A 23,099-nucleotide genomic window follows, 5' to 3' on the forward strand; every position below is an offset into this window, starting at 1 on the left:
ATATGAGTACTAAGGAAAAAAGAAAATACCTTAAGCTCTCTGGTTTGGAGCCGATGATCGTTTCTGCTGAAACGAATTTCATTAATGTTGGAGAGCGAACTAATGTAGCAGGGTCACGTAAGTTTTTGCGTCTGGTCAAAGAAGAAAAATTTGATGAAGCTTTAGATATAGCAAGACACCAGGTAGAAGGAGGAGCACAGGTCATTGATATCAACATGGATGATGGCTTGATTGATGGTAAGGATGCAATGGTAAGATTTCTTAATCTTATCATGGCAGAACCCGATATTGCCCGAGTACCCATTATGATAGATAGCTCTAAATGGGAAATCATCGAAGCTGGATTGCAAGTAGTACAAGGGAAATGTGTAGTAAATTCTATAAGTCTTAAAGAAGGAGAAGAAGAATTTATATCACATGCAAAAGCTATAAAAAGATATGGTGCAGCTGTAATTATAATGGCATTTGATGAGGTTGGGCAAGCAGATAATTATGAACGTCGTATAGAAATCTCAAAACGATCCTATGATCTATTGGTCCATAAATTAAAGTTTCCACCAGAAGATATCATATTTGATTTAAATATATTTCCGGTTGCAACCGGAATGGAAGAACATCGTAAAAATGCCATTGATTTTATTGAAGCTACGCGATGGGTGAGAGAAAATTTACCACATAGTAGTGTAAGCGGAGGTGTAAGTAATGTTTCGTTTTCTTTTAGAGGAAATAATACAGTTCGCGAAGCTATGCATTCTGTTTTTCTGTATCATGCAATTAAGGCAGGAATGAATATGGGAATCGTTAATCCGGCAATGTTAGAGGTGTATGATGATATTCCCAAAGATCTTTTAGAGCATGTAGAAGATGTAATTCTGGATCGACGAGATGATGCTACCGAACGATTATTGGATTTTGCAGAAACGGTTAAAGGAACCAGTAAAGAGAGAGTTGTTGATCTTTCATGGCGAGAAGAACCATTACAGGATAGAATCACAAGAGCCCTTGTGAAGGGGATTGATCAATATATCGTAGAAGATGTAGAAGAAGCAAGGCAAGTAGCAGATAAACCTATAGAAGTTATAGAAGGAAATCTGATGACAGGGATGAATGTTGTTGGTGATCTTTTTGGATCTGGTAAAATGTTCTTACCTCAAGTAGTGAAATCTGCCAGGGTAATGAAAAAAGCAGTAGCATACCTACTCCCATTTATTGAAGAAGAAAAGAAAAAGAATGCACTCTCGGGAGGAGTAGTAAAAGAAAATGATTCTAATGGCCGTATTTTGATGGCAACGGTAAAAGGCGATGTACATGATATAGGTAAGAATATTGTTTCGGTAGTATTAGGGTGCAATAACTATGAGATTGTAGATCTTGGAGTGATGGTTCCTCCTGATAAAATTATTCAGACAGCAATCGATGAACAAGTAGATATCATTGGATTAAGTGGATTAATAACTCCATCACTAGATGAAATGGTTCATCTGGCTAAAGAAATGGAACGTAAGAATTTCAATATTCCATTATTGATTGGTGGAGCAACAACATCAAAAGCTCATACAGCAGTTAAGATTGATCCACAATATAAAAATGCCGTAGTGCATGTTAATGACGCATCAAGAGCAGTAACAGTTGTGGGTGATTTGTTGAATAAAAGAAGCAACCAAAAATATGTAGGTGATCTTAAAGAAGATTATGAAAAATTTAGAGATGGGTTTCTAAAGAGAACAAAACAAAAAGAATACCTGAGTATTGAAGAGGCCAGAAAAAATAAATATGTAGTTGATTGGCAAACCTCTGAAATTGTAAAACCAAAACAATTAGGGGTTCAGGTTATAGAAGATTTTGATTTACGAAAACTAGAACCTTATATCGATTGGTCACCATTTTTTAGATCCTGGGACTTACATGGTAAATACCCTGCTATTTTAACTGATACTGTTGTTGGCGAACAGGCCACATCTTTATTTAAAGATGCACAAGAATTATTACAAAGAGTGTTTGATGAAAAATTGTTAGGAGCAAAAGCTATTTATGGATTGTTCGAAGCCAATACAATAAATGATGATGATATTGAAGTGTCTTCAGAACAGGGAACTTTTAAATTCAGAACACTACGTCAACAATTAAAAAAACATGCCGGTAAGCCTAATTTTGCTTTGTCTGATTTTGTTGCCCCAAAAGAAAGCGAAATTCAAGATTATATGGGATGTTTTTGTGTAACAACAGGTTTTGGAACCAAGGAACTTGCAGAAACTTTTGAAGCTGATCACGATGATTATAATTCTATTATGATTAAAGCATTGGCAGATCGTTTAGCCGAAGCTTTTGCAGAATATTTACATAAAAAAGTGCGTAAAGAAGATTGGGGGTATGCTAATAATGAATCATTAACCAATGAAGAATTAATAAAAGAAGCGTATAAAGGTATTCGACCCGCACCTGGATATCCTGCTTGCCCGGATCATCTCGAAAAGATAACGATTTGGGAATTACTTCAGGTAAAAGAACAAATCGGAGTAGAATTAACAGAAAGCTTGGCTATGTGGCCTGCAGCATCTGTATCGGGATATTATTTTGCTAATCCCGAAGCTCGATATTTTGGATTAGGAAAAATGCAAGAAGATCAGGTAAAAGATTTTGCAAAGCGTAAAGATGTAGATCTTGAATATGCAAAGAAATGGTTGAGCCCTAATATCGTTGATTAAATAAATACAAACCTGGATGAATATAAAAGATAGCATTAAAAAATATGATGAGGTTTTTGAAGGAGAACCATGGTTTGGTATTTCTATGTTGAAATCATTAGAACATATTCCTATACTTTTTTGGGATAAAAAACCGAATAAAGTATCACACTCCATATCAGAATTAGTGTATCACCTTATAGATTGGAGAGGGTTCGTTATCGAAAAGCTGAAAGGAAATAAAGCTTTTGATATTGAATTAAATTCTGAAAAGGATTGGAGGAAAGATGTTTCAATACAAAATGAAAAAGAAAAGAAAAAAATTCTTGAAGAATTAATTGAAACTCAAAATATAATATGTGAACTACTATTAGCAAAGCCAAATTCATGGCTGAATGAACAAGTAGCTGGGCGTCAATATAGAAATGAGTACATGATAAGTGGAGTAATACAACATGATATATATCACTTAGGGCAAATCAATATGGTATACAGTCAATTGAAATAAGGAATGCTAAGAATAAGTCTTAAAATGTAGATAATCAAAGTTATCCTAACACCGAAAACGATAAACGAAGAATCAGGAATTATAGAGTAGATGAAAGTAACAGACCACATAAGAAAAGCAAAAGACAAAACATTATTTTCTTTTGAACTAATACCACCACAAAAAGGAAGAAGTATACAAGAGTTATATAATAATATTGATCCATTAATGGAATTTAATCCTCCTTTCATTGATGTAACCACTTCACGAGAAGAATTTATTTATATTGATAGAGAAGGGTTGTTGGATAAAAAACTAACCCGCATGCGTCCGGGTACCGTAGGTATTTGTGCTTCTATTACACATAAATACAATGTGGATACAATCCCTCATGTATTGTGTGGTGGGTTTACTAAAGAGGAAACAGAATATTTATTGGTAGATTGTCATTATTTAGGTATTGAAAATGTAATGGCTTTACGTGGTGACGCGATGAAGGAGGAAAAATATTTTACACCTACCAAAGGAGGGCATAATTATGCTAATGAGTTGGTAGAACAAATATTGAACATGAATAAAGGGCAGTTTCTTCATGAAGTAATTGAAACAGATAATAAATCTGATTTTTGCATAGGAGTTGCTGGTTATCCAGAAAAACATATGGAAGCCCCTTCTGTAGATTCTGATATCAGAAGGTTAAAAGATAAGGTAGATGCAGGAGCAGATTATGTAGTAACCCAAATGTTTTTTGATAATAAAAGATATTTTGATTTTGTAAAAAGAGCTAGAGAAGCAGGAATTAATGTGCCTATAATTCCTGGAATTAAACCCGTAGCAGTAAAAAGACATTTACAATTATTACCTCAAGTCTTTAAACTGGATATGCCAGATGAATTAGTGAGAGCAGTAGAAAAATGTAAAACCAATAAAGAAGTTAGAGAGGTAGGAGTAGAGTTTGCAATACAACAATCTAAAGAACTGATGGAGTATGGAGTTCCTGTATTGCATTATTATTCAATGGGTAAATCGGATAATATCAGAAAGATTGCTGAAGGAGTGTTTTAGAAAACTTCGAAACTTTCTTTTTAAATATAAGAGAACGATAATACCTATCGATTTTAAGTATATAGTTTTAGTATCACCCTGTTAGATAAATACCTAACAGGGTTTTTTATGAAATATGAACTAATTTTTTTTACTTTTTTATCAGATTCACTGTTTACAGGGTTTTTTTTATTCTCCACAAAACAGAATTTTGTGCATTAATTACTGCAGTAATTAAAAACACACTCTAAAAACCTTTAAATTAAAACACATGAAAAATTTGAAATTATTTGTTACGCTGTTTATCTGCGTAATGGTTGTCTCATGTTCTAGTGATGATGACACTTTAAATTCTGAAACCAACAAAGAAACTAAGGCAAAAACAAAAGCAAAAATTATTGAAGGGAATATCGCATTTCCTGATCCTAACTTTAAAAAAGCATTACTAGAAGATTATGTAGATAGAAATAATGACAACGAAATCTCTGTAGAAGAAGCTGAAAATGTAACATCACTTTATATAGATTATAAAAACATTTCTAACCTCTCAGGAATAGAATATTTTATTAATTTGACCGATTTGACTTGTAGTGGTAATGAAATCAATACGTTAGATATAAGTAAGAATACGAAGTTAACTAGTCTAAGGTGTCGGTCAAATCAACTTAGGGCATTACACGTGTGCTATAATATAGCGTTGAAAACTCTGGATTGTAGTGATAATTGGTCTATGACTACTCTGGATGTAAGTAAAAATATAAAATTAACTAGTTTGGATTGTGGTAGTAACCAACTTACTAACTTGGATGTAAGTAAAAATGTTGCATTAGAAGATTTGAATTGTAGTAGCAACCAACTTACTACTCTGGATGTAGGTGGAAATGTGATGTTGGAAACTTTGGATTGTGGTTATAACAAAATTGCAGCTCTTGATATTGAAGAAAATAAAGCGTTGACTAGTTTATTCTGCCAGGATAATCAAATTACTACTTTAGATGTGAGTAAACGTACGAGATTAAGGTATTTAAACTGTGGTAGGAATAAGATTGCAACACTAAATCTAAATAAAAACACATCATTACACTACCTGATTTGTTCAGATAACCCATTAAGAACATTGGATGTAAGTAAAAATACAGCGTTGAGTTTGCTGTCATGTTCTAACAATCAACTTACTACTTTAGATATAACGAAGAATACTGCTTTAAGTAGTTTTCATTGTGACGATAATCAATTGACTACCTTGGATGTAAGTAAAAATACAGCTTTGTATGGGTTATACTGTTATAAGAATAAGTTGACTACGCTGGATGTACAAAAAAATAATGCTTTACGCTATTTATATTGTCATGACAATCAATTGACTACTTTGAATGTAAAGAATGGAACAAACGATAGATTGGTAAGATCAGAGTTACAAAATAATCCTTCTCTTGCTTGTATAGAAGTAGATAACCCTACTGCTTCTTATTTGAGTAAATGGAAAAAAGATGCTATGGCTAACTATTCTGGTGATTGTGCACCATAATTATTAAAATTATATTACCCCAATACAGAGCCCCTTATCACAGTGAGTATAAACATACTGTTTTCAAGGGGTTTTTGTTATATATACAGGATGAGCTATTTAGGTTTAGATTCAAAGGAGATTCTATAACCTTTTATAAGGGTTCACCTTAGATTTAAACCTTTTTTTGAGCAATGTTTTAAAGTTAAGGAGAAAGGCTAAATATTTGACTTTCAAGTGTTTAAAAGGAGATGGTGGTGCTGAAATAAAACCAAGCCTATCAGTGTTTGGAAACCTCGAAGGTCTATCATACTTTTGCCGGATGATAAAAAGGATTTATTTACTCATCTTTATTGTTCATTTTGGCACCTATGCTCAGATAGAATCTAAAGTAAATTACACATTGGATGTCAATAATTTTTATGGCACCATTCTAAAGCATAATCCTGATATCTCACATTTAATTACGGACCATTCATCTGGGGTGATTCTTTCCTTTCAGCGCAAAACATTTGGAGATGAAAAATGGCAACGATTATATAATTATCCTGATTATGGTGTTTCCTTTTTGTATCAAGATATGAATAATGAGTTTTTGGGAACACATTTAGGACTATTTGTTCATTATAATTTTTATTTCTTAAAACGATATCTAAACCTTAGAATAGGCCAAGGAATCGGGTATACTACAAATCCTTATGATGAAGATGATAATTATAGAAATGTAGCCCATGGTACACATTTATCCAGTGGAACTTATTTTTTATTACAAGCTAAAAAAGAGAACCTTTTTAAAGGTTTTGGGTTGCAAGCAGGCTTGGGAGTTGTTCATTATTCTAACGGAAATTCTAAGGCGCCAAATAAAAGTACTAATACATTGTTTTTAAATGCAGGAATAACCTACGCATTAGATCAAGAAACCCCAGAATATATAGAGAAGGAAAAAGGAGATCTTAAAGGAGCAGAACCAATAGGTTATGGTTTTATTTTTAGAAGTGGAGTTAATGAAAGTGACGTAGTAGGATCGGGACGATTTCCTTTTTACACATTTGGAGGTTTCGTAGATAAGAGACTAAATAAAAAAAGTGCTATTCAGTTAGGAGCAGAAGTGTTTTTTTCTAAAGCTTTGGAGCGTTATATAGATTTTAGAGCTGTAGGAGGATTTAATGACGGAACTACCGGTGATGAAGATGCTAAACGAGTAGGGATGTTCCTGGGGCACGAATTAAGAGTAAATAGAATTTCTGTGCTTACACAGGTAGGGTACTATGTGTATTACCCGTACGATTTTGAAGGACAAACATATCTTAGAGCAGGAGTTCAATATTATTTTACTAAAAAGATATTTAGCTCACTAACCGTTAAGTCTCATGCTGCCAAAGCTGAGGCTATGGAGTTTTCGATAGGATATAGATTATAAAAGCACTGCTATGAAATGAGCCATAACAATTGAGTGGATACCAACCAAGATGTTAAATGGCGAATTCCATCTGACAACTAAAAAACAATAAAAAAAGAACAGATGAATCTTAGTATACGTTTAAAAAAACAAAATGTTAGACTTAACATGTCGAAGTCTTTTTTACAATATATAATGGTAAGATGCATTGGGATATGGGTAGTATTATTTTTGTTTGGCTGTGATTCTGAAAATGCGTCAGATTGTTTTCAAAGAACAGGAACAATAGTTAGAAAAGAAATTGAAGTTGCTGATTTTACGCGTATTTTGGTGAATCCAAATATAGAACTAATCATAAAGGAAGGAGCGACTACTTCAGTAATTATTGAAACAGGAGATAACCTGCTAAACGAAGTTTCAGCAATAGTCGAAGATGACCGTTTAGTACTTAGTAATACCAATGATTGTGCATTTTTTCGAGATTCTAATCAAACTAAGATTTTTGTTACTGCTCCTAATATCAATGAAGTAAGAAGTGGAACACAATTCGATATCTCCTCTGATGGAGTCTTAAGATATGCTTCATTAACATTATTATCCGAAGATTTTGGTGAGAATACCGAAACTACGACCGGAACATTTCATATACAAATCGATAATGAATCTGTATCAGTTGTTGGCAATAATATTGCTTCATTTTTTGTAGAAGGAAAAACAAAATTATTAAATGTCAATTTTGCTTCGGGAACCGGAAGATTTGAAGGAGCTAATTTAGTAGCTGAGAATGTTCAAATTTTTCATAGAGGAACCAATAAAATTATAGTAAACCCCCAACAATCAATTACAGGAGAGATACGAAGTACAGGAGATGTAATTTCGGTGAATAGACCTTCAGTTATTGAAGTGGAAGAGTTTTTTACAGGGAAACTTATATTTCAATAATTATATTAATATGCCTCTCTTAGTATTGATAAATAGAAAACGGGTGCTTTTCTATACATGCTTTGGTGTTTCTTTTTCATCTATAGTATCATTTCAATTTCAAGCTGATTTCAATAGAATTTTCCAAGAGAAGAATAAGGGAAGACCATAAAAAGTTTGCGGAATTAAAATCTTTTTAATTGGAATTAATGTCTAACTTTATGAGATACCAAGATTTTATTCCAAATTTCATATTTAAAAATGATTCGAAATCAGTTTGATAAGACTCAAGATGTTGAGAATGTAGAAGAAAATTATCTTAAAGAAGAACTGTATGCTCTGATTAAGAAAGACGATTATATTTTTGATTTTATACAAAAATCCAGTCTCGATGGACTTTGGTTTTGGGATTTGGATAATCCCGAAAATGAGTGGATGAACTCTAAGTTTTGGACCACTCTGGGATATGATCCAGATGAGATGCCACATAGTGCTTCTGCCTGGCAGGACATTATAAATAAAGAGGATTTAGAAGTAGTATTCCTTAATTTTACAAAACATTGTAAAGACCCTTTGCATCCATATGATCAAATCGTAAGATATAAACATAAACTAGGACATACTGTATGGGTACACTGTAGAGGATTAGCGATACGTGATCGTAACGGTAAACCAGTACGAATGCTGGGAGCTCATACTGACATTACTAAATTAAAAAAAGTAGAAATACAACTGCAAAGGCAGGTAGAACGTTATCAGCATATTATTGAAGGTACACATCTGGGAACTTGGGAGTGGAATATAAAAACAGGAGAAACCATATTTAACGAGAGGTGGGCTAATATAACAGGGTATACTCTTTTAGAATTAGAACCCGTTTCTATCAATACATGGTTAGAAGCTTCACATCCTGATGATCTCGAGAAATCTAATCAACTGTTACAAGATCATTTTTCTGGAAAAACACCTTTTTATGAATGTGAGGCTCGAATGAAGCATAAAAATGGAGAATGGATATGGGTTCTGGATCGGGGAAAAGTAGTAAGTTGGGACTCAGAAGGAAATCCAGAATGGATGATTGGTTCTCATCAAGAAATTACTAAGAGTAAGAAAGATCTAGAAAAAAATAAATTATTTATACAACAGGCTCCAAGTGCTATAGCAATGTTTGACACTGATATGTGCTACTTGGCAGTTTCTCAAAAATGGTATGAAGATTATAATATTACCGATGATGATATTATAGGTAAATCACATTATGACATTTTCCCTGAAATAGGTGAAAAATGGAAAGACGATCATAAAAGATGCCTTAATGGAGAAGTACTAAAAAGTGAAGAAGATAGTTTTGAGAGAGTAGATGGGTCTATACAGTGGCTCACCTGGGAGCTGAGACCGTGGTATACCGATGAAAATAAAATAGGCGGTATCTTAATGCATACCGCAGATATTACAAGAGCTAAAAAAGCAGAAATTAGCCTTCGCATTAGTGAAGAAATGTTTAGAAGAAATTTTGAAAATGCCGCAATAGGAATGGTCATGTTAGATCAAAAAGGTCATTTTACGAAAGTAAATTATAAACTATGCGAGATTCTTGGATATTCTAATAAAGAATTAATAAAACTGGCTTTTAAAGATATTCTTCATCCAGATGATTTAGCAATTAGTAATACATCATTTCAAAAACTTTTTAGAGGAGAAATCTTATACAGCAATATGGAAGAAAGATGCTTTCATAAGGATGGTCATATTGTATATATTAATCTTTCGGTTTCGGTTATTAAAGGAGAAAGTGATAAACCTACATACTTTATTGCTCAAATTGCAGATATAAGTCATAAAATTATTGCCAGGCAGAAACTACAGAATACAGTTGGTGAACTAAAAAGTATAATCGATGATATAAGTCAAGTAATTATAATAGGTACAGATAAGAATGGTTTGGTGACTACATTTAATAAAGGAGCAGAAAATTTATTAGGATATACTAAAGATGAAGTACTATTAAAAGAATTCCCTTCAAGGTTTCTTCAAAAAGAAGAATTGGAAAAAAGAGGAAAAGAACTATCATTGTTGCTTGGTAGAGAAATAACAGGTTTTGAGTATTTTATAGCATTGTTGGAGAAAGAGGAATATGATGCCAGAGAATGGACACATGTAAGAAAAGACGGGACTTGTTTTCCTGTTCAGATAACAGTGTCGCCAATAAAAGAGAATAATGAAATTACTGGGTACTTGGGGGTTGCGGTGGATATTAGTGAAATCAAAAAAGCAGAAAAAGATTTAAAATTATGGTTAACTGTTGCAGAAGATCAAAATAAAAGACTACGTAATTTTGCACATATAGTTTCGCATAATCTAAAATCACATTCTGGGAATTTTGAAATGTTATTGGATTTGTTTATTCAAGAAAATCCAGAGATAGAGGAGAATGAAATTATTCAACTTTTTAAAACAGCATCCGAAAACCTTTCTGAAACCATTGTGCATTTAAATGAAGTGGTCTTAATGAACACTTCTGTTGATGAGAATTTGATTGGGTTAAATTTACATGAAGCAATTAATAAAGCTATTGAAAGTGTTTCTGCTATCGCAATAGAGACAAATGTTGTTATTAATAATATCGTCGAGTCTGATGTGAATATTTTAGGAATACCTGCTTATTTGGATAGTATTTTACTGAATTTTATTACCAACGGAATAAAATATGGCTCTGAAGAAAGAGATAGTTATATTAATTTGAGAGCGACTATAGAAAGAGAATTTGTGGTATTAAGTATTGAAGATAATGGACTAGGAATTGACCTAAAAAAACACCAGGCTAAACTATTTGGAATGTATAAGACTTTTCATAATAATAAAGAAGCCAGAGGTATAGGGCTATTTATTACCAAGAATCAGGTAGAAGCTATTGGAGGTAAAATTGAAGTAGAAAGTATTGTAAATAAAGGAACAACTTTTAAAATTTATATGAAACATGAAAAAAATTGATATAGCTTGTATTATTGATGATGATCCAATTTTTGTATTTGGGATTAAAAAAATAATGGAACTTGTTGATTTTTGCAATGGTTTTATGGTTTTCCGAAATGGAGAAGAAGCCTTAAATAATCTAAAAGCAATTATTTCAGCAAATGAAAAATTACCAGATGTCATTTTGTTAGATCTAAATATGCCAGTACTTGACGGGATACAGTTTTTGGAAGAATTTATAAAAGTTCCTTGTGAGAAGAAAATAATTATTTATGTTGTTTCTTCATCCGTTGATCCAGAAGATATCCTAAGGGCTAAATCTTTTGAGAATGTAAGTGATTATATTGTTAAACCTATTTCTGTAAAAAAACTCAAAGAGATATTAAGCTATATAGAAAAAGCCAATCATTGTCAATAACATGCATAGATTGTCGGTTAATATGTCTCTAAGAAGGATGAGTTAGTTCTCTAAATAGACTTTCTAGGTTTTTGTTTTTTCGGGATAGTTGTAATATTTTCAGCTTATTATCATGGGCAAAATCAAAAACTATAGGGCGCATATCTGTTTTGGTATCAAAAGTAATTTGGTAGACAAATCCATGAGTGTTTTTTACATCACTTGCATTAGATAGTTTTTGTAAAAAAGCTTCTTCTACACGATAATCAAACTCTACTTCGATAATCTGCTCGGTTTCATCTAAGATTTCAGATAAATATTTGTCAGCAACAATTTCTCCTTTATTAATGATAATAACCCGATCACACATTGCTTCAACTTCTTGCATTATATGAGTAGATAAGAAAACTGTTTTTTCTTTACCAATTGTTTTTATTAGCTCTCTAATCTCTACTAATTGATTGGGATCTAATCCTGTTGTAGGTTCATCTAATATTAAAACTTGAGGATCATGGAGCAATGCACATGCTAAACCAACTCGCTGACGATATCCTTTAGAAAGTTGGCTGATTTTTTTATTGGCCTCTGGAGTTAATCCCGTTAATTTGATTACTTCTTCAATTCTGGATTTAGAAATCTTATATACACGAGCATTAAATACTAAATACTCTCGCACATACATTTCTATGTATAAAGGGTTATGTTCAGGAAGGTATCCTATGCTTTTTTGTACGTCAATGGCTTGAGAATCAATGTCAAAATTATTAACAACGGCAGAACCTTCAGAAGGATCAAGGTATGTTGTTAGAATTTTCATCATGGTTGATTTACCTGCTCCATTGGGGCCTAAAAAACCAACAATCTCACCTTGTTTTATGGTAAAAGAAATAGCATTAAGTGCTTTTTGATCATTATAAAGCTTAGAAATATTAGATACCGAAATTGACATATAGAATGAGTATGAAATCTGTTTATATCCAAAAGTACATAATTCAACATTTATTGTGCGATAAACCCAAGAAAATGATATTAACATTAAGATAATGTTGAGGTAAAATAATGAAATAGTGGATGTATTACCTTTATAAAAGATAAGATTTTTAATATGCTACTGATCAATTTAAAACAAATAGTCTATAATTTTCTTTACAAGCTGCTCTGTCTAAGTCAGCAAATCATCTTTTTTATAGTATCTCTTTTCTTAAAAAAAGGATTGTTTAAGCATTGATATTTTATGTTTTTCTTTTTAGGGTTTAACGCATAATGAACAAAATTAAGGATCTTAAGTGGGGAGTTACGACTGCCGCTTATCAAACCGAAGGAGCTTATGATAAAGATGAAAAAGGTCTTTCTATTTGGGATACATTCACTCAAAAGTCACATAAGATCAAAGATCGTTCTAATGCTAGAATAGCAACAGATTTCTATCATAGATTTGAAGAAGATATTGATCTTGCAGTCGATATTGGGTTACAGATATTTCGCTTTTCCATTTCCTGGTCAAGAATATTTCCAGAAGGTGTAGGAGTAGTTAATCCAAAAGGAATTAAATTTTATGATAAGGTAATTAATTACTGTTTAAAAGTAGGGATTGAACCTTGGGTAACCACTTATCATTGGGATTTGCCACAAAAATTACAAGATAAAGGAGGTTGGACAAACCGAGATGTTATTAATTGGTACTCTGGATATGTGACTGTACTTAGAGATCATTTTGCAGATCGAGTAAAGCATTGGGTGTTAATTAATGAAGGGATAGTATGTGTTGGAGCTGGTTATTTTCTTGGAGTGCACGCTCCTGGTAAAAGAGGGATTCGCAATTTTGTTTCGAGTACACACCATCTTTTATTGGCGCAAGCCGAAGGATTTAAAATTTTGAAGGAAAGAACAGGACTTCAGGTAGGTACAGCAATAAGTTGTACTAAAATCGAGCCCTATAGAAATACGACTGCTGATCATAAAGCAGCTATTAGGATTGATACATTGATGAATCGCCTGTTTATAGAGCCTCATTTGGGGTTGGGATATCCTGACAATGATTTTCCGGTTCTAAAGCGCATTTCTAAATATTATAAAAAAGGAGATATTGAAGCGTTAAAAACTGATTTTGATTTTTGGGGAATTCAAACCTATGCAAGAGAAGTAGTTAAAGCCGCTTGGTATATCCCATACCTTGGAGCCATTCAGGTGAAACCTAAAAAAAGAAATGTGAAAACTTCGGTGATGGGATGGGAAACATATCCAGAAGGAGCGCAGTATTTTTTAGAAAGGTTTGCAAAATACAACCCCAAAAAAGCACTATGGCTTTCTGAATGTGGAATGGCATTATCTAAAAAAGAAGATGACCAGATTAGAATTGAATATTACCAAAAAATAATTGAAGGGATGAAAACAGTATTGGATAAAAATATAAACCTCAAAGGGATTTTACTATGGACATTGGTAGATAATTTTGAATGGGCAGAAGGATATATTCCTAAGTTTGGGATAATAAGTTTGGATAGAAAAACCATGCAACGCCAAATGAAAAAATCTGCATTCTGGTTAAAAAAATACTTGTCAAATATAAAACTCTGATGTGTGTTTTATCTCTTTAAGAACAAAAGTGCTATTTAAGACACCGATATTTTCAATTTTGGAGAGTTTTGTTTTTACAAAATCATGATACTCTTCCAGACTTTTGGTATGAATTTTTAAAACAAAATCTACCTGTCCTGCCATATGGTAACATTCTTGCACTTCTTGCAGATTTTGGATTTGCTTTTCAAATTTTTCTATAAAAGCTTCATTGTGATAGCGCATAGAAACCTGACAAATTGTAGTGATAGCTCGATCGATTAATTCCTTATCTAAGATGGCAACATACTTTTTAATATAGCCTTGTTTTTCTAATCGTCGTATTCGTTCATATACAGGAGAAGCAGTAATGTTAAGGATTTTGGCAATCTCTTTTGCTGTTTTTTTAGAATCTTCTTGCAGAATTCTAAGGATAGTAATGTCTGTATGATCTAATTGTTCCATTTTAATTCAAAAAAAAATTACTTCAAAAATAGAAGTTAAGGTTGAGTAAAAGTAAATATAGCTGAAATTATTATAATAATTAGTAATTATTGCTTAATTATTTAATTTTCATGGCAGTAAAAGTTACATTTTGTATTTTGGCGAGTAAATAACACTGTGGAAAATAAAAATTTAGAAGGTATGAAAACGGTTGTTTTAATAATAGGAGCGAATGGTCAATTAGGATCTGTGCTAACAGAATCTCTTAAGCAGAAATTTGGAAACTCTAACGTAATTGCTTCAGATTTAAGGTCTAGAGAAGGATATGAAGGTTCTTTCGAAATAATCGATGCAACAGATATAAATAGAATAGAAGAAGTAGTTGTTCAATATAAGGTTACTCAAATCTATCACCTTGCTGCAATTCTTTCTGCCAAAGGAGAGGAGACACCTTTGAGAACTTGGGATATTAATATGCAAACGTTGTTCAATGTTCTCGAAGTTTCCAGAAAACATAATATTGATAGAGTATTTTTTCCAAGCTCTATTGCTGTTTTTGGTGAAGGAGCTCCTCTAGAAAATACACCAAATAATGCTTATTTGGATCCTGCAACAGTATATGGAATCAGTAAGGCGGCAGGAGAGAATTGGGCACAATACTATTTTTTAAGGTACGGACTTGATGTTAGATCGATTCGTTACCCTGGTGTGATTGGATATCAATCATTACCAGGAGGAGGTACTACGGATTATGCAGTAGATATCTATCATAAAGCAGTTTTAGAACAAGATTTTAATTGTTTTCTAAAAGAAAATGCTACTTTACCAATGATCTTTATGGAAGATGCAATACGAGCAACAATAGAGCTTATGGATGCACCAAAAGAAGATATTCATACACGAACCTCATATAATATTGCAGGAATTAGCTTTTCTCCTGCAGAAGTAGTGACAGAAATTCGTAAATTATATCCGGATTTTAAAGTTAGATATGAACCTGATTTTAGACAAGAAATCGCTGCACGATGGCCTAATTCTATAGATGATTCTGCAGCAGCTAAAGATTGGGGTTGGAAACCAAAATATGATCTTAAATTAATTACGACTACAATGATCCAAAAATTGAAAGAAAAATACAGAAAAGGATCAAAGAATCAGGCAGCTTTAATGCTTTGATTACATCTTTGCATAGCATAAAATATAATAATAAAGAATAAATACTAAGTAACATGTTTTCAAATATAAAAGACGATTTGCAAAAAGAACTGGATGAGATTGTATCTGCAGGACTATATAAATCTGAAAGAATAATCACTACCCCACAAGGAGCCAGTATAGACACGACAAACACAAAAGATGTACTAAATTTTTGTGCAAATAATTATTTAGGTCTTTCGTCACACCCAGATGTAATTGACGCAGGTAAGAAAGCCATAGATTCTCATGGATATGGACTATCATCTGTGAGATTCATTTGCGGAACTCAAGATATTCATAAAGAATTAGAGCGTAAGACAGCAGAGTTTTTAGGAATGGAAGACTGTATTTTATATGCAGCCGCTTTTGATGCTAATGGAGGTGTGTTTGAACCTATTCTAGAACCAGAGGATGCTATTATTTCTGATGCACTTAACCATGCTTCTATTATTGATGGTATTAGATTATGTAAAGCAAAACGCTTTAGATATGAGCATAATAATATGGTAGATCTAGAAAAGCAATTGAAATCTGCAGAAGGATCAAGACGTAAGCTTATTGTAACCGATGGTTCTTTTTCTATGGATGGCACAATTGCTCAATTAGATAAGATTTGTGATCTGGCAGATCAATACGAAGCCATGGTTATGATAGACGAATGTCACTCTACAGGTTTTTTAGGAAAAACAGGACGCGGGACGCATGAGTATCGTAATGTAATGGGACGTATCGATATTATTACCGGAACCTATGGTAAAGCATTGGGTGGTGCTTCTGGTGGATTTACTGCAGCAAGAAAGGAAATTGTAGAAATGTTAAGACAACGATCCAGACCTTATTTATTTTCTAATACAGTTGCACCATCAATAGTTGGAGCCTCAATTAAAGTATTAGATCTGTTAAGCTCTTCTACAGTACTACGAGATAAACTAGAAGAAAACACAAAATACTTTAGATCAGAAATGACCGCAGCAGGATTTGATATTATTCCGGGAGATCATCCTATAGTTCCGGTAATGTTGTATGAAGCAAAACTTGCACAAGAATTTGCGGCTAAACTACTCGAAGAAGGAATTTATGTGATAGGATTTTTCTATCCGGTTGTACCTAAAGGGAAAGCAAGAATTAGAGTGCAATTATCAGCTGCTCATGATCGCAATCACTTAGAAAAAGCAGTGAAAGCTTTTACTAAAGTAGGTAAAGAGCTGAATGTGATATAAATACAAACGTTTGTTAGCGGTTTGAAAAGTAGAAGATTCATAGAATACTTAAGGTTTTATTTAAAATCTTTCATTGATATTCATTAAAAAATCAAAATTTGATGATAATGCTTTGATGATTATAAAAAAATCAAAAATTATTTTGAATCGTAATAGTTTTGCCTAATTTAGCAATGTAATAATGATACAATAATGAGCAGTTTATTTACTTGGAACGGATTCTATTTTTTCTTCTTTTATTTTAAAAGGGAGATCGGGATCGCTATGTAAATAAATCAGCAGAAATTTATAAAACGAAAATCCCGATGAAAAATCGGGATTTTTTTTTGCAATAAAATTAACACATGAAACAAAAGGTTGCTATACAAGGGATTAAAGGTTCGTATCATCACGGTGTTGCTCAGGCATATTTTGGAGAAGATGTAGCTGTAAATGAATGTATGTCTTTTCAGGAATTAGTGTATAGTTTAGAACATAATAAGAGTACAGATGGCGTTATGGCAATCGAAAACTCTATTGCAGGCTCTATTATTCCTAACTATGCTTATATAGATGAGCATGACCTTACAATTAGAGGAGAATATTTTTTGCCTATTCATCACTGTTTAATGGCTTTAGAAGGTCAGGAGATTTCGGATGTCAAAGAAGTGTATTCTCATCCAATGGCTTTGCTACAATGTAAAGAGTTTTTTAGAGGGCAACCACATATCAAATTGATTGAGGACGCAGATACAGCCGATGTTGCAAAAAGAATTCATGAACAACAATTAGAAGGGGTTGCTGCGGTAGCAGGAGAAACCGCTGCAAATATTTATCAGTTAAATGTTTTAGCCAAAGAGATTCAAACGATAAAATCAAATAGTACTCGGTTTTTTATTCTAAATACTTCACAAGACTCAAGTTTAGAAAAGGGAGATATTAACAAAGCATCCTTAAAGTTTTTAACAGATCATAAAAAAGGAAGTTTGGCTACAGTACTTAATGTAATGAGTGATTGTGGATTGAATTTAACTAAAATCCAATCATTACCCGTTATTAGTATGCCCTGGAAATATTCTTTTTTTGTAGATGTGACTTTTACTGATTATGATGATTATGCTAAAGCAATGTCGATCTTAAAAATTATGGCATTAGAATTAAAAGTATTGGGTGAATATAAAAATCAAAATGGATGAGCATTCAAACGGCTAAAAGATTAGAAACAGTAGAGGAATATTATTTCTCTAAAAAATTAAGAGAGGTTAGAGAACTTGTTGCTTCAGGAAAACCAGTTTTAAATATGGCTATTGGAAGCCCTGACCTGGATCCGCCAAAAGAAGTAGTGCAGGCTATTCAGGAAGCGGTACTTGTAGATGGAGCTCATAAATATCAAAGCTATCAAGGGTTGCCGGAGTTACGAGAAGCTATAGCAGATTTTTATAGTGCAAAATATCAAGTTTCCTTAAACCCCAAAAACGAAATTTTACCCTTAATGGGGTCCAAAGAAGGAATTATGCATATTTCTCTGGCTTATCTTAATAAAGGAGATGAAGTATTGATCCCTAATCCAGGATATCCAACGTATAGTGCAGTAACTAATTTAGTAGGCGCAAAACCAGTTTTTTATGATTTAATTGAGGATAATGGATGGGAACCTGATTTTCATAGCCTTTCAAAGAAAGATCTAAGTAAAGTGAAAATTATGTGGGTGAATTATCCAAATATGCCAACAGGGGCTTCAGGTGATGTAGTGCTGTTTAAAAAAATGATTGATTTTGCTAAAAAACATAGTATTCTATTGGTCAAAGATAATCCATACAGTTTCATCTTAAATGATAGTCCTACAAGTATTTTATCGATAGAAGGAGCAAGAGAAGTATCGCTGGAGTTAAATTCTTTAAGCAAAACTTTTAATATGGCCGGATGGCGTGTGGGAATGGTTAGTGGTAGTTCTGATAAAATTGAAGCAATCTTAAAAGTAAAAAGCAATATGGATAGTGGTATGTTTCAAGGAATCCAAAGAGGGGCAATTGCGGCATTACGTATTTCTAATGATTGGTATGATAAAATGAATGCAATCTATAAAGAAAGAAGAACGTTGATATGGGAGTTAGTAAATCTTTTAGGTTGTAGTTATGATAAAACTACAAAAGGAATGTTTGTCTGGGCAAAGTTGCCAGAAGGGGTAGATGCTATAGAATTTATAGATACAATCTTATATGAGAATGATATCTTCATTGCCCCAGGTGATATTTTTGGAAGTAATGGTAAAGGATACATACGTTTTTCACTTTGTGTAACCAAAGAAAATATAAAAGAAGCTATAGGAAGGTTTAGTAAAACAGAATTACCATTGATGAAGAATATCACAAATCAAAATTATAACTAGATGAATGTATTTGTAGTAGGGATAGGACTAATTGGAGGCTCTTTTGCCATAGATATTAAAGCAGCCTTTAATGAAGCCATAATTTATGGTATTGATAGGAGTGAAGACAATCTGGAGGAAGCATTATCATTAGGTCTTATTGATCATAAATCTAGTTTGGATATGTTAGATAAGGCAAATGTGGTTATAGTTGCTATACCTGTAGATGCAACTGTTGAAATGTTACCTGTTATCTTGGATAAAATAGATGACGATTGTTTAGTTTTTGATGCTGGTTCGACCAAGAAGAAATTATGTAATGCGGTTGAAAACCATAACAAAAGAAGGAATTATTTAGCTATACACCCAATTGCTGGTACAGAATTTTCTGGACCACAAGCAGCAATTGCAAACTTATATAGAGGAAAAACGAATATTATATGTGAAGTAGAAAAAACAGCATTTAAATTACAAGAAAAAGGAATGGAGATTTTTTCCAGATTAGGTATGCGAATTCGTTATATGGATCCCTCATCACATGATAAACATATTGCTTATGTTTCGCACCTATCACATATTAGTTCTTTTATGTTGGGTAAAACTGTGATCGAAAAAGAAAAAAACGAAAGAGATATTTTCGATATGGCTGGTAGTGGTTTTGCTTCTACGGTTCGATTGGCAAAGAGTTCACCTGCTATGTGGGCACCGATTTTTAAACATAATAAAGAGAATATAATAGAAACATTAGAAGAGTATATTGCTAATCTTACTCAATTTAAGGAGTTGATTAAGAATGATGATTTTTTAGCAGTATATAGAGAAATGGAAGACACAAATCACATAAAAACAATTTTAAAAGGAATCGCTTAAACTATAAAACCAATAAAAACTTTAATAAATAAGAATAAAAAATAAAAATGGAAAATAATAAAGAACTTAGAAACTGGCTAGATGATTACAATCTAGAGCATCCATTGGTGATCGGAGGGCCTTGTAGTGCCGAAACAGAAGATCAAGTAGTAAAAATAGCACATCAACTTAAAGATTCTGATGCTACAGTATTGCGCGCAGGAATTTGGAAACCAAGAACTAGACCCGGAAATTTTGAAGGAGTAGGCGCTCTGGGATTAAAATGGTTGCAAAGAGCTAAAGAAGAAACCGGGATGAAAATTGCTACAGAGGTAGCAAATCCGCATCATGTAGAATTAGCTTTAGAGCATGGTGTTGATGTTTTATGGATAGGAGCAAGAAGTACGGTGTCACCTTTTATTGTTCAGGATATTGCAGATGCCTGTAAAGGAATTGATAATCCGGTATTGATCAAAAACCCAATTAATCCTGATTTATCTCTTTGGTTAGGTGCTGTAGAACGTTTTTATACTGCAGATGTTAAAAACTTGGGAGTGATCCATAGAGGGTTTTCAACATACGAGAAAACAAAATATCGTAATATCCCAGAGTGGCAGATTCCGATTGATTTACAAAACCGTTTTCCTGATTTACCATTGATCTTAGATCCTTCTCACATTGCAGGAAGAAGAGATTTAATTTTTGATTTATCTCAAACAGCTTTAGATCTTAATTTTGATGGGCTTATTGTAGAAACACACTACGATCCTGACAATGCATGGAGTGATGCCAAACAACAAATTACACCAGAAACATTGGTTCAGTATATGAAAGATTTAAAAATCCGTAAAGAGATTGGAGAAGATGAAGCGTATCAAAAAGCACTTAATGAATTACGTGCTAAGATTGACATAGCGGATAATCAATTATTAGAAACTTTATCAAAAAGAATGAAAATTTCTGATGATATCGGAAAAGTTAAAGCCAAGCAAAACGTAGCTATTTTACAATCTAAACGATGGAACGAAATTCTAGGGAGAATGATTCTTGAAGGAGAAGGAAATGGATTGAGTGAAGAATTTATACTTCGTATATATAAAGCAATTCACCAAGAATCAATAAATCATCAGAAAAAAATAGCAAGAGGATGATGTAAAGAAACCACTTGTTAGTTACTATAACGAGTGGTTTTTTGTTTTCTTTTGAATGATGTGTTTCATTGTTATTAGATTTTACCGTCAAAAACTCTACTTCAGTATGAGTTTTTTGAATGATACCTCAGAGATAAACAATAATCATGTAGGAAAAGAGCTTCGTAAAATTGTATGTTTTTTTAATTAAGAGAAGAAATAGAGGGTCTAGAAATATTAATATTTGCATCTTTGTATCTATGACAGGTACCGTTTATAAATCTACAGGAAGTTGGTATACCGTAAAAACGAATAGCGGAAAAATATACGAATGCCGTATAAAAGGAAAGTTTAGAATTAAAGGCATTAAAAGTACTAACCCCGTAGCTGTAGGAGATCTTGTAGATTTTAAATTAGAAACTAATAACGATCAGGAAACGGGAGTTATCGAAAATATTCATGAGAGGCGTAATTATATTATTAGAAAATCAGTAAATCTGTCGAAACAGACCCATATTATTGCTTCAAATATTGATGTAGTCTTTTTATTAATAACACTTAATAATCCAACAACATTTACAACATTTATAGATCGGTTCCTAGTTACAGCAGAAGCATATGGTATTAAAGCAGTTTTGCTTTTCAATAAAATAGATACATATAATGAAGATGAGCTTCTGGAGATTAAATATTTGGCAGCACTATATAGAAAAATAGGATATGAATGTATAGGAATATCAGCTAAGAAAGGTAAAAATGTAGACAAAGTAAAAGCAATAATGAAAAATAAAGTAAGTATGTTTTCTGGTCATAGTGGAGTGGGAAAATCTACTTTAGTTAACACGATTGCTCCTGGTTTGTCGTTAAAAACAGCAGAAATAAGTGATCAACATCAACAAGGTTTGCACACTACTACTTTTGCAGAAATGTTTGATCTTAATTTTGACGCTAAGATTATTGATACACCTGGTATAAAAGGTTTTGGAGTTGTTGATATGGATAAAGAAGAATTGGGAGATTATTTTCCCGAATTTTTTGAATTAAAATCAGACTGTAAATTTAATAACTGCTTGCATATTAATGAACCTAAATGTGCTGTTAAAAAAGCCTTAGATAATGAAGAAATTGCTTGGTCAAGGTATAAAAGCTATTTGCAAATTCTTGAAGGAGAAGAGGAACACTACAGAAAAAATAATTACGACGACGAATAATTTTTATAATCTACAGAGGTGAAATAGATTGCAATTCTAAGATGTACTAAATCAGTAGGCAAGAAAATAAAAAAAAATTATCAGTTCCGAAAAATGAAACTCAAACACGGTATACTTGTGCCATAAAGTTGTTAATTAAAATGATTTTTAGGATTATTTAATGTAATAATTGAATGAAAAACACACAAACAAAACACGTTGTCCTATATCAAATAGATAGAGTAATAGAAAAGCTTTTGTTTTTAAAATTAATAATGAATACATGAGAGCCGTAATTCAAAGAGTGTCTGAGGCAACAGTACGTGTCGAAGGCAAAATTATTTCAAATATAAATCAAGGGCTACTTATTCTAATAGGAATAGAAGAAAAGGATTCACAAGAGGATATAGATTGGTTGTCAGGGAAAATATCTCGTCTTAGGATATTTGAAGATGAAGCAGGGGTGATGAACAAAAGTATATTGGATATAAATGGAGATGCTATAGTCGTAAGTCAATTTACACTACATGCCAATATAAAAAAAGGCAATAGGCCCAGCTATATTAAAGCAGCAAAACCAGAAATAGCTATTCCAATCTATGAGAACTTTGTACAACGATTAGAGTTGGATATGAGAAAGAAAATAGGCACAGGTGTATTTGGTGCAGATATGAAAATATCATTGCTTAACGATGGACCTGTTACTATTATAATAGACACGAAAAATAAAGAATAAACTACCCCCTAAAATAAT

At 32.6% G+C, this 23,099-nt stretch carries 19 protein-coding genes; 17 read left to right on the forward strand and 2 right to left on the reverse strand.

The window, feature by feature from the left end; all coding sequences use genetic code 11:
* Positions 1 to 2: 2 nt before the first annotated feature.
* The 8 genes from metH to ATE84_RS08150 all read left to right on the forward strand — a co-directional run bounded on the left by metH (position 3) and on the right by ATE84_RS08150 (position 11,433).
* The gene (gene metH, locus ATE84_RS08115) at positions 3 to 2,705 is read left to right on the forward strand and encodes a methionine synthase (protein ID WP_101447464.1); all 2,703 of its coding nucleotides are present in this window, start codon (positions 3 to 5) and stop codon (positions 2,703 to 2,705) included.
* Positions 2,706 to 2,721: 16 nt separating this feature from the next.
* Positions 2,722 to 3,192 carry a DinB family protein gene (locus ATE84_RS08120; protein WP_101447466.1) on the forward strand — a complete coding sequence of 157 codons (471 nt, stop codon included), beginning with the start codon at positions 2,722 to 2,724 and terminating at the stop codon, positions 3,190 to 3,192.
* 90 nt (positions 3,193 to 3,282) lie between these two features.
* On the forward strand, positions 3,283 to 4,236 hold the full coding sequence (gene metF, locus ATE84_RS08125) for a methylenetetrahydrofolate reductase [NAD(P)H] (RefSeq protein WP_101447468.1): 954 nt from the start codon (positions 3,283 to 3,285) through the stop codon (positions 4,234 to 4,236).
* A 250-nt stretch (positions 4,237 to 4,486) separates the two neighbouring features.
* Positions 4,487 to 5,743: a leucine-rich repeat domain-containing protein gene (locus ATE84_RS08130; RefSeq protein WP_101447470.1), complete on the forward strand. Its 1,257-nt coding sequence runs from the start codon at positions 4,487 to 4,489 to the stop codon at positions 5,741 to 5,743.
* Positions 5,744 to 6,044: 301 nt separating this feature from the next.
* Positions 6,045 to 7,142 carry an acyloxyacyl hydrolase gene (locus ATE84_RS08135; RefSeq protein ID WP_101450914.1) on the forward strand — a complete coding sequence of 366 codons (1,098 nt, stop codon included), beginning with the start codon at positions 6,045 to 6,047 and terminating at the stop codon, positions 7,140 to 7,142.
* 102 nt (positions 7,143 to 7,244) lie between these two features.
* Positions 7,245 to 8,063 (forward strand): head GIN domain-containing protein, encoded by an 819-nt coding sequence (locus ATE84_RS08140; protein WP_233195769.1) that lies wholly within the window; start codon positions 7,245 to 7,247, stop codon positions 8,061 to 8,063.
* A gap of 240 nt (positions 8,064 to 8,303) precedes the next feature.
* On the forward strand, positions 8,304 to 11,033 hold the full coding sequence (locus ATE84_RS08145) for a PAS domain S-box protein (RefSeq protein ID WP_101447472.1): 2,730 nt from the start codon (positions 8,304 to 8,306) through the stop codon (positions 11,031 to 11,033).
* On the forward strand, positions 11,020 to 11,433 hold the full coding sequence (locus ATE84_RS08150; protein ID WP_101447474.1) for a response regulator: 414 nt from the start codon (positions 11,020 to 11,022) through the stop codon (positions 11,431 to 11,433). The genes ATE84_RS08145 and ATE84_RS08150 overlap by 14 nt, the downstream gene beginning before the upstream one ends.
* Before the next feature lie 28 nt (positions 11,434 to 11,461).
* Here ATE84_RS08150 and gldA read toward each other — a convergent pair whose 3' ends face one another.
* Positions 11,462 to 12,361, reverse strand: coding sequence for a gliding motility-associated ABC transporter ATP-binding subunit GldA (gene gldA, locus ATE84_RS08155; RefSeq protein WP_101450918.1), 900 nt, complete (start codon positions 12,359 to 12,361; stop codon positions 11,462 to 11,464).
* 314 nt (positions 12,362 to 12,675) lie between these two features.
* Between gldA and ATE84_RS08160 the strand changes: the two genes are divergently transcribed.
* The gene (locus ATE84_RS08160) at positions 12,676 to 13,989 is read left to right on the forward strand and encodes a glycoside hydrolase family 1 protein (RefSeq protein ID WP_101447475.1); all 1,314 of its coding nucleotides are present in this window, start codon (positions 12,676 to 12,678) and stop codon (positions 13,987 to 13,989) included.
* On the opposite strand, the gene ATE84_RS08165 is transcribed toward ATE84_RS08160, so the two are convergent.
* A complete protein-coding gene (locus ATE84_RS08165) occupies positions 13,972 to 14,433 on the reverse strand; it encodes an Lrp/AsnC family transcriptional regulator (RefSeq protein ID WP_101447477.1) in 462 nt (153 codons plus the stop codon). The two genes, ATE84_RS08160 and ATE84_RS08165, sit on opposite strands and share 18 nt — an antisense overlap.
* 180 nt (positions 14,434 to 14,613) lie before the next feature.
* Between ATE84_RS08165 and ATE84_RS08170 the strand changes: the two genes are divergently transcribed.
* The 8 genes from ATE84_RS08170 (at position 14,614) to dtd (ending at position 23,081) form a co-directional block, all read left to right on the forward strand.
* The gene (locus ATE84_RS08170; RefSeq protein ID WP_101450920.1) at positions 14,614 to 15,588 is read left to right on the forward strand and encodes an NAD-dependent epimerase/dehydratase family protein; all 975 of its coding nucleotides are present in this window, start codon (positions 14,614 to 14,616) and stop codon (positions 15,586 to 15,588) included.
* 53 nt (positions 15,589 to 15,641) lie between these two features.
* Positions 15,642 to 16,829: a glycine C-acetyltransferase gene (gene kbl, locus ATE84_RS08175; protein WP_101447479.1), complete on the forward strand. Its 1,188-nt coding sequence runs from the start codon at positions 15,642 to 15,644 to the stop codon at positions 16,827 to 16,829.
* A 344-nt stretch (positions 16,830 to 17,173) separates the two neighbouring features.
* Positions 17,174 to 18,004, forward strand: a complete 831-nt coding sequence (locus tag ATE84_RS08180) for a prephenate dehydratase (protein ID WP_101447481.1) — start codon at positions 17,174 to 17,176, stop codon at positions 18,002 to 18,004.
* On the forward strand, positions 18,001 to 19,197 hold the full coding sequence (locus ATE84_RS08185) for a pyridoxal phosphate-dependent aminotransferase (protein WP_101447483.1): 1,197 nt from the start codon (positions 18,001 to 18,003) through the stop codon (positions 19,195 to 19,197). The genes ATE84_RS08180 and ATE84_RS08185 overlap by 4 nt, the downstream gene beginning before the upstream one ends.
* Entirely contained in the window at positions 19,198 to 20,046 is an 849-nt protein-coding gene (locus tag ATE84_RS08190; RefSeq protein ID WP_101447485.1) for a prephenate dehydrogenase, read from the forward strand.
* Between the two features lie 47 nt (positions 20,047 to 20,093).
* Positions 20,094 to 21,176, forward strand: a complete 1,083-nt coding sequence (locus ATE84_RS08195; protein WP_101447487.1) for a bifunctional 3-deoxy-7-phosphoheptulonate synthase/chorismate mutase type II — start codon at positions 20,094 to 20,096, stop codon at positions 21,174 to 21,176.
* 239 nt (positions 21,177 to 21,415) lie between these two features.
* Positions 21,416 to 22,366 carry a ribosome small subunit-dependent GTPase A gene (gene rsgA, locus ATE84_RS08200; RefSeq protein ID WP_101450922.1) on the forward strand — a complete coding sequence of 317 codons (951 nt, stop codon included), beginning with the start codon at positions 21,416 to 21,418 and terminating at the stop codon, positions 22,364 to 22,366.
* Between the two features lie 262 nt (positions 22,367 to 22,628).
* On the forward strand, positions 22,629 to 23,081 hold the full coding sequence (gene dtd, locus ATE84_RS08205) for a D-aminoacyl-tRNA deacylase (protein ID WP_101447489.1): 453 nt from the start codon (positions 22,629 to 22,631) through the stop codon (positions 23,079 to 23,081).
* Positions 23,082 to 23,099: the final 18 nt, after the last annotated feature.

It is taken from the genome of Aquimarina sp. MAR_2010_214 (assembly GCF_002846555.1).
Classification (GTDB): domain Bacteria; phylum Bacteroidota; class Bacteroidia; order Flavobacteriales; family Flavobacteriaceae; genus Aquimarina.